Annotated in this window: 15 protein-coding genes and 2 tRNA genes; 8 read left to right on the top strand and 9 right to left on the bottom strand. The window is 71.1% G+C overall.

Annotated elements, in window-relative coordinates; genetic code table 11:
- Window positions 1-3 precede the first annotated feature (3 nt).
- Window positions 4-1716: a long-chain-fatty-acid--CoA ligase gene (locus QQZ13_RS01550; protein ID WP_284527366.1), complete on the bottom strand. Its 1713-nt coding sequence runs from the start codon at window positions 1714-1716 to the stop codon at window positions 4-6.
- 95 nt (window positions 1717-1811) lie between these two features.
- On the opposite strand from QQZ13_RS01550, the gene gatC reads away from it, so the two are divergent.
- From gatC to QQZ13_RS01520, 6 genes are read left to right on the top strand one after another with little or no spacing between them, the layout of a single operon-like run.
- Window positions 1812-2111, top strand: coding sequence for an Asp-tRNA(Asn)/Glu-tRNA(Gln) amidotransferase subunit GatC (gatC, locus tag QQZ13_RS01545; protein WP_284527365.1), 300 nt, complete (start codon window positions 1812-1814; stop codon window positions 2109-2111).
- The gene (gene gatA / locus QQZ13_RS01540; protein ID WP_284527364.1) at window positions 2108-3631 is read left to right on the top strand and encodes an Asp-tRNA(Asn)/Glu-tRNA(Gln) amidotransferase subunit GatA; all 1524 of its coding nucleotides are present in this window, start codon (window positions 2108-2110) and stop codon (window positions 3629-3631) included. Before gatC ends, gatA begins: the two co-directional genes overlap by 4 nt.
- A complete protein-coding gene (gene gatB / locus QQZ13_RS01535) occupies window positions 3631-5160 on the top strand; it encodes an Asp-tRNA(Asn)/Glu-tRNA(Gln) amidotransferase subunit GatB (RefSeq protein ID WP_284527363.1) in 1530 nt (509 codons plus the stop codon). Before gatA ends, gatB begins: the two co-directional genes overlap by 1 nt.
- 34 nt (window positions 5161-5194) lie before the next feature.
- Entirely contained in the window at window positions 5195-6454 is a 1260-nt protein-coding gene (locus QQZ13_RS01530; protein WP_284527362.1) for a DNA polymerase IV, read from the top strand.
- A gap of 56 nt (window positions 6455-6510) precedes the next feature.
- Complete coding sequence (locus QQZ13_RS01525; protein ID WP_284527361.1) at window positions 6511-6831, top strand: hypothetical protein; 321 nt, start codon at window positions 6511-6513, stop codon at window positions 6829-6831.
- Entirely contained in the window at window positions 6815-7372 is a 558-nt protein-coding gene (locus tag QQZ13_RS01520) for a hypothetical protein (protein WP_284527360.1), read from the top strand. Before QQZ13_RS01525 ends, QQZ13_RS01520 begins: the two co-directional genes overlap by 17 nt.
- 24 nt (window positions 7373-7396) lie before the next feature.
- Here the strand turns inward: QQZ13_RS01520 and QQZ13_RS01515 are convergent, their stop codons facing one another.
- From QQZ13_RS01515 to QQZ13_RS01490, 6 genes are all read right to left on the bottom strand, one after another.
- Window positions 7397-7885, bottom strand: a complete 489-nt coding sequence (locus QQZ13_RS01515; RefSeq protein ID WP_284527359.1) for a DUF2017 family protein — start codon at window positions 7883-7885, stop codon at window positions 7397-7399.
- Window positions 7882-8166 (bottom strand): ATP-dependent Clp protease adapter ClpS, encoded by a 285-nt coding sequence (clpS, locus tag QQZ13_RS01510; RefSeq protein ID WP_284527358.1) that lies wholly within the window; start codon window positions 8164-8166, stop codon window positions 7882-7884. The genes QQZ13_RS01515 and clpS overlap by 4 nt, the downstream gene beginning before the upstream one ends.
- On the bottom strand, window positions 8163-8513 hold the full coding sequence (locus QQZ13_RS01505; RefSeq protein ID WP_284527357.1) for a metallopeptidase family protein: 351 nt from the start codon (window positions 8511-8513) through the stop codon (window positions 8163-8165). Before QQZ13_RS01505 ends, clpS begins: the two co-directional genes overlap by 4 nt.
- Before the next feature lie 25 nt (window positions 8514-8538).
- Window positions 8539-8614, bottom strand: a tRNA-His gene (locus QQZ13_RS01500).
- Window positions 8615-8648: 34 nt separating this feature from the next.
- A complete protein-coding gene (orn, locus tag QQZ13_RS01495; protein ID WP_284527356.1) occupies window positions 8649-9272 on the bottom strand; it encodes an oligoribonuclease in 624 nt (207 codons plus the stop codon).
- A 56-nt stretch (window positions 9273-9328) separates the two neighbouring features.
- A tRNA-Arg gene (locus QQZ13_RS01490) sits at window positions 9329-9401 on the bottom strand.
- Between the two features lie 130 nt (window positions 9402-9531).
- Between QQZ13_RS01490 and QQZ13_RS01485 the strand changes: the two genes are divergently transcribed.
- The gene (locus tag QQZ13_RS01485; RefSeq protein ID WP_284527355.1) at window positions 9532-9744 is read left to right on the top strand and encodes a methyltransferase; all 213 of its coding nucleotides are present in this window, start codon (window positions 9532-9534) and stop codon (window positions 9742-9744) included.
- Window positions 9745-9759: 15 nt separating this feature from the next.
- Here QQZ13_RS01485 and QQZ13_RS01480 read toward each other — a convergent pair whose 3' ends face one another.
- Complete coding sequence (locus tag QQZ13_RS01480; protein ID WP_284527354.1) at window positions 9760-10374, bottom strand: YitT family protein; 615 nt, start codon at window positions 10372-10374, stop codon at window positions 9760-9762.
- Between the two features lie 62 nt (window positions 10375-10436).
- Here QQZ13_RS01480 and QQZ13_RS01475 point away from each other — a divergent pair, with 62 nt between their 5' ends.
- Window positions 10437-11858, top strand: coding sequence for a PLP-dependent aminotransferase family protein (locus QQZ13_RS01475; protein ID WP_284527353.1), 1422 nt, complete (start codon window positions 10437-10439; stop codon window positions 11856-11858).
- Here QQZ13_RS01475 and QQZ13_RS01470 read toward each other — a convergent pair whose 3' ends face one another.
- Window positions 11859-12128 (bottom strand): hypothetical protein, encoded by a 270-nt coding sequence (locus tag QQZ13_RS01470; RefSeq protein WP_284527352.1) that lies wholly within the window; start codon window positions 12126-12128, stop codon window positions 11859-11861.
- Window positions 12129-12189 lie beyond the last annotated feature (61 nt).

The raw sequence follows: 12189 nt of genomic DNA, 5'->3' as shown, positions 1-12189 counted from the left end.
GGATCAGCCGTCGGACGGCTGCGCGAGCGCGAGCAGCGAATCCCGCACCTGGCGTCGGAGCACCTTGCCGATGAGCGACTTCGGGAGCTCGTCGACAACGAACACCCGCCGCGGGACCTTGTACGGCGTCAGGACGCTCCGCACGTACGCGCGGATCCCTTCGATGTCGGGGTGGTCGACGCCCGGAGACAGCACGACCGCCGCGACGACCTCTTCTCCCGAGCGATCGCTCGGCAGGCCCACGACGGCGGCGTCCTCCACCTCGGGGTGCTGACGAAGGGCGTTCTCGACCTCTGTCGGCGCGACGTTGAAGCCGCCCGTGATGATCAGCTCCTTGATCCGGTCGACGATGCGGACGAACCCGCCGTCGCCGATGGTGACGATGTCGCCGGTGCGGAACCAGCCGTCGACGAACACGCTCTCGGTCTCCTCCGGCCGTCCGTAATAGCCGGAGAAGACCTGCGGTCCGCGCACCAGCAGCTCACCGCGCTCGCCCTGTGCGACGTCGCGCGTGGGCTCGTCGGGGTCGACCACCCGGCACTCGGTGCCCGGCAGCGGCAGCCCGACCGTCCCCGGTACCCGGTTGTCCGCGACGGGGTTGGCCATGAGGACGGGCGAGCACTCCGACAGTCCGTATCCCTCGACGAGATACCCGCCCGTGGCCTCCTCGAAGGGCACGACCAGCTCGTGGGGAAGCGCCATCGCGCCAGAGATGGCCACTTCGGTGCCGGCGAGCGACACGCCGGCACCGCGCGCAGCGGACAGGAGGCGGTCGGCGATCGGAGGCACAAGGGGGAGGAAGGTCGCAGGGTGCTTCTTGGTGACCTCGAGCACCATGTCGGGCTCGAACCGCGGGAACAGCACGAGGCGGGCGCCCATCGACATCGCGAAGGTGAGGCACAGGGTGAGTCCGTACGCGTGGAACATGGGCAGCACGGCGTAGACGACGCAGCCCTTTCCCCGCTGGATGGACGGGACCCACAGCTGCGACTGCCGGGCGTTGGAGAGCAGGTTGCGGTGCGTGAGCATGGCGCCCTTAGGTGTCCCCGTCGTGCCGCTCGTGTACTGGATGATCGCGAGGTCGTCGGTCTGCGGGTAGGGGTGCCCCGCGGGCAGCGGAGCGCTCTGCGCGATGCGGTCCCACGGGATCGCGCCGCTCACCCGGGTGGTGAGGGCGGCGCGGGACTCGCGGGCCTTGGCGATCGGCAGCCGCAGTGCCAGCCGGAGCGACAGGGGCATCGCCGTCGTGATGTCCACGCTCACGACGTGGGTCACCGCGATGTCAGCGGGGAACTGCTGCACGGTCTCGACGACCTTGCTCCACACGATCGCCGTCTTGGCGCCGTGGTCCTCGAACTGCTTGCGCAGCTCACGCGGCGTGTAGAGGGGATTGTGCTCGACCACCACCGCGCCCAGCCGGAGCACGGCGTAGAACGCGACGATGTGCTGGGGGCAGTTCGGCAGCACGATGGCGACCGGGTCGCCCGGGCCGACGCCGAGCGCCTTCAGCCCGGCGGCGGTGCGGGAGATCGCCGCTTCGAGGTCGCGGTAGGTCGTCTCGCGGCCGAAGAACTGCAGGGCGACGGCATCGGGGTAGTCGCGTGCGGAGGCGGCGACGATGTCCAGCAGCGAGCCGGTCACCGGCTCCATGTCGGCGGGTACCCCCGTGGCATAGCTGGCGATCCAGGGGCGAGGCGGCTCGTAGGCGGTCGTCACGGGGCCAGCCTACGACGGTGCGAATGCCGGCGGCAGGGGCGCGCGCCGGGGAGGCCCGGACAGGACCGGGGGCGCGCCGCAACTAGACTGTCGTGGTGTCGGAAATCAGCCCAGATCTCGTGCGCCATCTCGGCGTGCTCGCCCGTATCCAGCTGAGTGACGAGGAGGTCGAGCGCCTCACCGGTCAGCTCGCCGTGATCGTCGACAACATCGCGAAGGTCTCGGAGGTGGCCTCGGCCGACGTCCCCGCGACCAGTCACCCGATCCCGCTGGAGAACGTCTATCGTCCGGACGCCGTCGGCGAGATGCTGACCGTGGAGCAGGTCCTCCAGAACGCTCCCGACTCCGCCGACGGGCGCTTCCGCGTCACCGCCATCCTGGGGGAGGAGCAGTGAGCGCGGACCTGACACGGCTGACCGCCGCCGATCTCGCGGCGCGCCTCTCCTCCGGCGAGGTGTTGAGCGTCGAGGCGACGCAGGCCCACCTGGATCGCATCGCCGCCGTCGACGCGGACGTGCACGCCTTCCTCCACGTCAACGCGGGCGCCCTCGACGCCGCGGCCGACGTCGATCGCCGCCGCGCGGCAGGCGAGCAGCTCGGTGAGCTCGCCGGTGTGCCGCTGGCGATCAAGGACGTCCTGGTGACCACGGACATGCCGTCCACCAGCGGTTCCCGGATCCTCGAGGGCTACCTGTCGCCGTATGACGCGACGGTGGTCTCGCGCTCCCGCGCCGCCGGCCTCATCCCGCTCGGCAAGACGAACATGGACGAGTTCGCGATGGGCTCCTCCACCGAGCACTCGGCGTTCGGCCCGACCCACAACCCCTGGGATCTGGACCGGATCCCCGGCGGCTCGGGCGGTGGGTCCGCTGCCGCCGTCGCCGCCTTCGAGGCGCCGCTGGCCCTCGGCTCCGACACCGGCGGGTCGATCCGACAACCCGCGCATGTCACCGGCACGGTCGGCATGAAGCCGACGTACGGCGGCGTGAGCCGGTTCGGCGCCATCGCTCTCGCGTCCAGCCTCGACCAGGTCGGACCGGTCTCGCGCACCGTCCTCGACTCGGCGCTCCTGCACGACGTCATCGGCGGTCACGACCCCCACGACTCGACGTCGCTGAGCGACACCTGGCCGTCCTTCGCCGCCGCGGCGCGCGAGGGAGCCACCGGCGCGGCGCTGCGGGGCCTGCGGGTCGGGGTCATCTCCGAACTGCCCGACTCCGGCTTCCAGGCCGGTGTCTCCGCGTCCTTCCGCGCCGCGCTCGCCCTGCTGGAGGCGCACGGCGCCGAGATCGTCGACATCAGCGCACCGCACTTCGAGTACGGCGTCGCGGCCTACTACCTCATCCTCCCCGCCGAGGCCTCGAGCAACCTCGCCAAGTTCGACTCGGTGCGGTTCGGTCTGCGGGTCGACGTACCGGGCGGCACCGTCGAGGACGTCATGGCCGTCACCCGCGACGCGGGGTTCGGCGAGGAGGTGAAGCGGCGGATCATCCTGGGCACCTACGCGCTGTCCGCGGGCTACTACGACGCGTACTACGGCAGCGCCCAGAAGGTCCGCACGCTCATCCAGCGGGACTTCGACGCCGCCTTCGAGAAGGTGGACGTGATCGCGACGCCGTCGGCGCCGACCACCGCGTTCCGCCTCGGCGAGAAGATCGACGACCCGCTGCAGATGTACCTCAACGACGTGACGACCATCCCCGCCAACCTGGCCGGCGTGCCGGGGATCTCGATCCCGTCCGGGCTCGCCGAGGAGGACGGGATGCCGGTCGGCATCCAGTTCCTCGCGCCCGCTCGCGAGGACGCGCGGCTCTACCGCGTCGGCGCGGGACTCGAGGCGCTGCTGGTGGATCAGTGGGGCGGGCCGCTCCTGGACAAGGCGCCCGCTCTCGGCACGGAAGGACGGGCCCTCTGATGGCCAAGACCGCCCTGATGGACTACGACGAGGCGATCGCGCGCTTCGAGCCGGTGCTCGGCTTCGAGGTGCACGTCGAGCTGAACACGGCGACGAAGATGTTCTCGTCGGCAGGCAACCCGGCGCACGCGGACAACCACGACGCGGCGCCCAACACCCTCGTCGCACCGGTCGACATGGGGCTTCCGGGCTCCCTGCCGGTCGTCAACGAGACGGCCGTGCGCTACTCGATCAGCCTCGGCCTCGCCCTCGGCTGCCAGATCGCGCCGTCGAGCAGGTTCGCGCGCAAGAACTACTTCTACCCGGACCTCGGGAAGAACTACCAGATCTCGCAGTACGACGAGCCCATCGCCTTCGAGGGGCAGGTCGAGATCGAACTGGCCGACGGCACCCGCGTCGAGGTGCCGATCGAGCGCGCGCACATGGAGGAGGACGCGGGCAAGCTGACCCACGTCGGCGGTGCCACCGGCCGCATCCAGGGCGCTGAGTACTCGCTCGTGGACTACAACCGCGCGGGCGTTCCGCTCGTGGAGATCGTCACGAAGCCGATCTACGGCACCGAGCACCGCGCTCCCGAGGTGGCGAAGGCGTACGTGGCGGCGATCCGCGACATCGTGCTGTCGCTGGGGATCTCGGAAGCCCGGATGGAGCGGGGGAACCTCCGCTGCGACGCCAACGTGTCCCTGCGCCCGCGCGTCGCCGAGGGGGAGCCGCTTCCGCCGCTCGGCACCCGCACCGAGACCAAGAACGTGAACTCCATGCGCTCGGTCGAGCGGGCGGTGCGCTACGAGATCCAGCGTCAGGCGGCGATCCTCGCCGGCGGCGGCTCGATCACGCAGGAGACCCGCCACTGGCACGAGGACACCGGCACGACGTCGCCCGGCCGTCCGAAGTCCGACGCCGACGACTACCGCTACTTCCCGGAGCCCGACCTGCTGCCGGTCGCTCCGTCCGAGGAGCTCATCGCGCAGCTGCGTGCCGCCCTGCCCGAGGCGCCCGCCGTGCGACGGCGCCGGCTGAAGGCCGAGTGGGGATACACGGACCTCGAGTTCCAGGACGTCGCGAACGGCGGACTGCTGGCCGAGGTCGAGGCGACGGTCGCCGCCGGAGCGAGCCCTGCGGCCGCGCGGAAGTGGTGGACGGGTGAGATCTCCCGGATCGCGAACACCCGCGGCGTCGAGGCGACCTCGCTCGTCTCGCCGGCGGACGTCGCTGCGCTGCAGCTGCTCGTGGACGCCGGGACGCTCACCGACAAGCTGGCCCGCCAGGTGCTCGAAGGCGTCATCGCCGGCGAGGGCTCGCCCCAGGAGGTGGTCGACGCCCGCGGCCTTGCCGTGGTGTCGGACGACGGCGCCCTGATCGCGGCGATCGATGACGCCCTCGCGGCTCAGCCGGACGTGCTCGAGAAGATCCGCGACGGCAAGGTGCAGGCCGCCGGCGCGGTGATCGGCGCGGTGATGAAGGCGATGCGCGGACAGGCCGACGCGGCACGCGTGCGCGAACTCGTCCTGGAGCGCGCCGCGCAGTAGCCCCCGTGTCGGGGGCGTGCCGGACAATGGATCCATGGGACGCGGTGACGGATCGGGGCGCGTCGTCTCGCCGGACGACGCCGACGACTCGGGCACCCGGATCCTGCACGTGGACATGGACGCGTTCTACGCGTCGGTGGAGGTGCTCGACGACCCGTCGCTGCGCGGGAAGCCGCTCATCGTCGGCGGCGTCGAGGGGCGAGGAGTGGTGGCGAGCGCCTCGTACGAGGCGCGCCGCTTCGGGGTGCGGGCTGCCATGTCCGTCGGCCAGGCGCTGCGGCTGTGTCCGTCGGTCATCGTCGTGGTCCCGCACTTCGAGCGCTACGCCGCGTTGTCGCGCCAGGTCATGGACATCTTCCACGAGATCACCCCGCTGGTGGAGCCGCTGTCCATCGACGAGGCGTTCCTGGACGTGAGCGGCGCCCGCCGTCTGTGGGGAAGCCCGGGCACGATCGCGGTGATGCTCCGGCGCCGGGTGAGGGAGCAGACCGGGCTCACCTGCAGCGTCGGCGTCGCCTCCACCAAGCACGTGGCGAAGATCGCGTCCACGCTGTCCAAGCCCGACGGCCTGCTGATCGTCTCGCATGCCGACACCCAGGCCTTCCTCGCGGCGCGGCCGGTGCGCGCGCTCTGGGGCGTGGGGCCGAAGGCCGCGGAGGCGCTCGAGGGCCGTGGCATCCGGCTCGTCGCCGATGTGCTCGCCAGCCCTCGGCACGTGCTCGAACGCGCGCTCGGCGCCGCGACGGGGGAGCGGGTGTGGCAGCTCGCGCACGGCATCGATCCGCGCGAGGTCGACACCGTCCACGTCGAGAAGAGCGTCGGTCACGAGGAGACGTTCCTCGAGGACGTGTCCGACGCCATCGTGCTGCGCAGCGAGCTTCGTCGCCTCTCCGACCGGGTGGCCGCGCGGCTTCGCGACGGACAGTGGGAGGCTCAGACCATAGCGCTGAAGCTCCGGTACGCGGATTTCACCACCGTGTCCCGGTCGGTGACCCTGCCCGAGGCCACCAACGTCGGACAGCGGATCGGCGACGTGGCGATCGAGCTGCTCGCGCAGCTCCCTCTCGACCAGCCGGTGCGCCTCGTCGGCGTCCGCGGCGAACGGCTGCGGAGCACGTCGGGCGGCATGCTGGCGCTGTGGGACGACGACGCGGAGTGGCGCGCAGTGGACGAGGCACTCGACGGAGCCCGGGCCCGCTTCGGCAAGGCGGCTGTCACCCGCGCCAGCATCCTCGGCGCCCGGCGCGACGTGAACGCGCTCCCCACCAACCCGCGTCTTCCTCCGGAGCACTGATCCGGGCCGTCGGCAACCCCCGCGCGCGTACCGCGCCGTGCGGCTACGGTATGACCATGCCCAATCTCGCACTCGAACTCGGCAAGCAGGCCACCTCACTCGGCGTCAACAGCGTGTACGGCGAACAGCAGGACGTCGACGGCATCCGCCTCGTGCCCGTCGCCCTGTCGTGGTCGGGCTTCGGCGCCGGCGAGGACACCGACGGCAACGGCGGCGGCGGAGGCGGCGGGTTCGCCGTTCCGCTCGGCGCCTACGTGCGCAAGGGCGACGACCTCCGCTTCGAGCCGAACCTCGTCTCCCTGCTCGCGATCGGCATCCCGTTCGTGTGGGTGGCCGGACGCGCGCTCAGCCGCGTCATCCGTGCCCTCAAGCGCTGACGTCGCCGCCTCGATCGCGGCGGCGGCCGCTGACATCGAGCGTGCCGTCGCCGGCCTCGCGCGTCCCGTCGTGCTGATCGACGGCCGGTCCGGTGCGGGCAAGACCACGCTCGCCCGTCTCGTGGCCACCCGCTTGGATGCGACGCTGCTGGCACTGGATTCGCTGTATCCGGGCTGGGATGGGCTCGCCGCGGGGGCCGAGCAGGTGCGCGCGGGGGTGCTCCTTCCGCGCGCGGAGGGGCGCGCCGGTCGGTGGCATCGCTGGGACTGGGCGGCGGAAAGGCCCGCGGAATCGCACACGGTCCCGGCCGAGGGCGCCCTGGTCATCGAGGGCTCCGGTGTCCTGACGCCGGCCAGCCGCGCTCTCAGCGACGTCCAGGTGTGGCTGGAGTCGCCGGAGGCCTCGCGCCGGCGGCGTGCGCTCGATCGCGACGGCGAGACCTATCGTCCGCACTGGGACCGCTGGGCCGCCCAGGAGGAGGCGCACGTCCGTCAGCACGACCCGGCGTCGCTCGCGGGGATCGTCGTCGCCGTGCCGTGACCGGCCGCCGCCGATCGGGCGCGGTCAGTCGTCGAGAGCCTGCAGAAGGCCTTCCAGCCGGTAGCCGATCCAGTCGTATACGCCGAAGCGGGGATCGGTCTCGTCGTGGTCGCCCTCGTCCGTGATCTCGAGCCGGGAGGCCAGCACGAGACGGAGCGCCGCGAGTGTGCGCAGCCACGCCGCCGACTGGCTCTCATCGAGCGGAACGGTCATCGACGTGGTCGCGGTCTCGTCGTCGACCGTGTGGATCGTGAGGGGCGCGCCGTCGACCAGGAGGGTGGCCAGGACATCGCGGACGTCGTCTCGCCGTCGCTGCAGGAGATCGTCCTCCGTCAGCCGTCGGAACTCCGCACTGGAGTCGGGGTCGTCGCGGTACGCATCGGGCACCAGGCGCGCCACCGCCGGATCGTCGCCGGTCCCGCCGTCGAGCAACGCGGCGAACTGCTCGATGAGGTCGGTGAGGTGGGCTGCTTCCAGTCGTGCGAGCTCCAGCACGACGATCCGTTCGGTCACCGGCTTCCCTTCCGCACGGTGGCCCACAGGCCGTAGTCGTGCATGGCCTGGACATGGAGCTCCATCTGCTCCCGGGCGCCCTCGGCCACCACGGCGTGGCCGAGGTGGTGGACGGCGAGCATCCGTTCGTGCGCCCGCTCGGCGCTGAACCCGAAGTACTCCCGGAACACGTGGGTCACATACGACATGAGGTTCACCGGGTCGTTCCAGACGACGGTCTCCCACGGCGGGTCCTCCCGTGCGTCGACGTCGAGTCGGGTGTCTTCGAGCGGAAGAGTCATGCCCACCCCAGCTCGTGCAGTCGCTCGTCGTCGATCCCGTAGAAATGGGCGATCTCGTGCACGAGCGTCGTGTGCACTTCGTCGCGCAGACCGACGACGTCGTCGCACGCGTCCAGGTGCGGCTGCCGGTAGACGATGATGCGGTCGGGGAGCTCACCCGAGCCGTAGCGGTCGCGCTCCGTGAGAGCCAGGCCGTCGTACAGGCCGAAGAGATCGAGGGATCCGTCCTCGGGGCGGTCCTCGACGACGAAGACGACGTTGTCGAGGCCGTCGACCATCTCGCCCGGCAGACGATCGAGTTCGGCGGCGACGAGCGCCTCGAATGCATCGGCATCCATATCGATCATCGCCACGCCTCACCGGGGATGTACATGGGGTGAGTAACGGGACTTGAACCCGCGACCCCCTGGACCACAACCAGGTGCTCTACCAACTGAGCTATACCCACCATGCGCCCGCATGCGGGCAACCACACGATTGTATTACAGCACGGGACCGAACGACGACACGGTCGCAGCGGCGACGTCGCGCGCCGCCTCGCTGGTCGGTCCCGGCTCGGGCACGAACACGGCTTCGCGATAGTAGGCGAGCTCGCGGATCGACTCGCGGATGTCGGCCAGCGCGCGGTGGCCGCCGTCCTTCGCGGGAGCCTGGAAGTACGCCCGCGGGTACCAGCGCCGGGAGAGCTCCTTGATGCTGGACACGTCGACGTTCCGGTAGTGCAGCCACCGGTCGACACGGGGCATGTACCGCGCGAGGAACATCCGGTCGGTGCCGATGGTGTTGCCCGCGAGAGGAGCCTTCCCCTCCGGGACGAAGCGCTGGATGTACTCCAGCGACTGGAACTCGGCCTCGGCCACGCTGACTCCATGGGGGATCTCATCGAGCAGTCCGGACGAGCGGTGCATCTGCGTGACGAAGTCGTTCATGTGCTCGAGCGCCGACGGGTCGGGCTTGATGACGACCTGGAAGCCGGGGTCGAGGATCTTCAGCTCGTAGTCGGTGACGATGATCGCGATCTCGACCAGCTGGTCGACCGCGAGATCGAGCCCGGTCATCTCGCAGTCGATCCAGACGAGCCGGTCGTTCTCCGCTGCAGCCACCATGGGGCCATCCTAACGAGCGGGTCCGACGCGGCGGGCGTCACGGGCCCTGCGACGGGTCCCTCCAGGAGGATTCGAACCCCCGACCTGGCGGGTAGAAACCGCTCGCTCTGTCCACTGAGCTATGGAGGGGAAGGGAACCGTCCTCTACCGTACCGCCCCGGTGCCGATGGGGTGGAGCCGGCCCGGACCGGCGACGTCCCACCCCATGGCGTTCGGGAACCGGCAGGCGTAGCGTTCGACGGGACGGAAGGAGCGCATCATGACCGCCACCACCACATCCGCCCTCTGGCTCGCCTATGGAGCGGAGGGCCAGGTCGTCGGGAGCATCCGCCGCACGGACGGTGAGTACATCGTCACGATGGCGGGGGCATCCTCGACGCTCGGCAGCTACCCCACCATGGACATCGCGAAGAACGCGCTGCACGGGCACATGACCCCCGGCGCCGACTGGCCGCAGTTCCGGGAGCACTGACCTCGCGACGCGCGCTCAGACCGCCGGCTGCGCGACCGCCACGATCGCAGTGTGCCGGGGCCGCCGGTCGAACCACGGCAGTGCGAGGTGCACGGCGGGCCCGATGAGCACCGCGAACAGCACCGTGCCGAGTCCGACCGTGCCCCCGAGCAGCCAGCCGGCCACGAGCACGGACGCCTCGACCCCGAACCGGGACACCCAGATGGGCCAGCCGAACCGGGAGTTCAGGCCGGTCATCAGACCGTCTCGCGGGCCCGGGCCGAAGTTGGCCCCGATGTAGAGCCCCGACGCCAGTGCGACGAGCGCGGTCCCCGCCAGGAACACCAGCACCTGGACGACGAAGCCGCGCGCGACGGGCACGACGCCCAGCGCGAGCTGCATGCTCGTTCCCACGAGGAGGATGTTGGCGATGGTGCCGATCCCGGGCTTCTGACGCAGCGGGATCCACGCCAGCAGCACCAGGAAGCCGACGATGTTCGTGACCCAGCCGATCCCGATGCCGGTCTGGCGCGAGACGCCCTGAGCGAAGACGGTCCACGGATCGAGCCCGATCCCCGCCTGGACCATGACCGCGCAGCCGACGCCGAAGAGGACGAGACCGACGAGCAGCTGGATCGAGCGGAGGATCATGGGTCCCATCCAATCGCAGAATTGGACGCCAATGACCAGTCCAATTCCACTAGCGTGGCCGCATGGACTCCCGGATCACCGCTCGGATGCTCTCTCTCGCCCTCGGCGGGTGGCGCACGCGCGAGCCCGCCTACGAGGCGCTGGCCGACGGCATCCGGCTGCTGTGCCTCGACAACCGCCTGGCGCCGCGGACCGCGCTGCCCGCCGAGCGGGAGCTCGCCCACGCGCTGGCCATCAGTCGCACCACCGTCGCCGCCGCGTATCGCAGCCTGCGGGAGACGGGCCACATCGAGAGCCTGCGAGGCTCGGGAAGCGTCACCCTGCCACTCGGGCGCAGGGTGCCGCCGCGCGACGCCGTCGGGGTGGACGACCTCGACCTCTCACAGGCGAGCCCGGCCGCGTGGCCGGGGCTCGCCGGCATCATGAGCGAGACCGCCCTGGACACCGCGGCGCTCGTGGCGCGGTCGGGCTACGACATCGTCGGCTCCGCCGAACTGCGAACCGCGATCGCCGACCGCTACACCGCCAGAGGGCTCCCCACCGCACCCGACGAGGTGATGGTGACCACCGGGGCGCAGAGCGCGATCCATCTCCTCGCCCAGACGCTCCTGCGCCGGGGTGAGCGGGCCGCCATCGAGACCCCGACCTACCCGCACGCCGCGGAGGCCCTTCGGATGGCGGGAGCGCGGCTGGTGAGCATCCCGGTCTCCGTCGACGCCGGATGGGACATCGACCGCGCCGCGCAGGCCATCGCCCGCACCCGCCCGGCGATCGCGTACCTGATGCCCGACTTCCAGAACCCGACGGGTCGATCGATGAGCATCCGGGAGCAGGACGTCATCGCGCGCGCCGCGGCCGACGCCGGCACCGTGCTGCTGCTCGACGAGACCACCGGCGAGCTGGCGATCGATGCACGCGCCGTGAGCGCGGTGGCGTTCGCGGACGTCCCGGCCGTGCGCATCGGCTCCCTCGGCAAGACGGTCTGGGGCGGATTGAGGGTGGGGTGGATCCGTGCCGAGCCGACGCTCATCCGACGGCTCGTGGCCGCCCGCCCGTCGCGTGAGCTCGGCACACCGGAGTTCGAGCAGGCCGTGTCGGTGCGACTCCTGCGGCGCATGCCGGAAGTGCTCGCGCAGCGTGCCCTCCTGCTGCGCGAGGGCCGCGACGCGCTGGTGGATGCCCTGAGGACAGCCGTCCCGGAGTGGCGGGTGCCCGAGGTCGCAGGCGGCGTCTGCGTGTGGGTCGAGCTCGACGCGCCGCTCAGCTCGGGTCTCGTCATGGCGGCACGCGCGCGGGGACTCCACCTGTCCGCCGGTCCGCGGTTCTCGCCTGACGGCGGGCACGAGCGGCATCTGAGGATTCCCTTCACCGCACCGCCGGAGGACCTTCGCCGTGCTGTGGCGATCCTCGGCGACATCTGGCCGGCGGTGCGCGCCGCCACCCCGGCCGCGGCCTCGACGCCCTGGGGAGCAGCCGTCGTCTGATCAGCGCGAGAGTCGCAGGCACTCCAGCGCCTCGGCCCGCGTCCAGAAGGCACCGACCTCACGGAAGCGACGGTCGCCCGCGTGGAAGCGCAGCGCGACGAAGCGCCGCTGTGCGCGATCGCCGCGGACCTGGAGGTGGCCGATCACCCGGCCGTGCGATTCGACGACGCGCCAGAGCCTGTCGGCGACGGGCAGCAGTCGCAGCGCTCCGGCGCTCTGAGGCGCTCCGGCGTCGATCTGCGCCGGTTCGATGGTGGGTGTCGGGGTCATGTCGTCCTCCTGTGGTTCGAACATAGCTTCGACCACCGACATCGCCCCGTCTCCTCCCCAT

The sequence above is a fragment of the Microbacterium sp. T2.11-28 genome (assembly GCF_950097975.1).
Taxonomy (GTDB): Bacteria; Actinomycetota; Actinomycetes; order Actinomycetales; family Microbacteriaceae; genus Microbacterium.
This window is presented reverse-complemented; position numbering and strand designations above follow the sequence as displayed.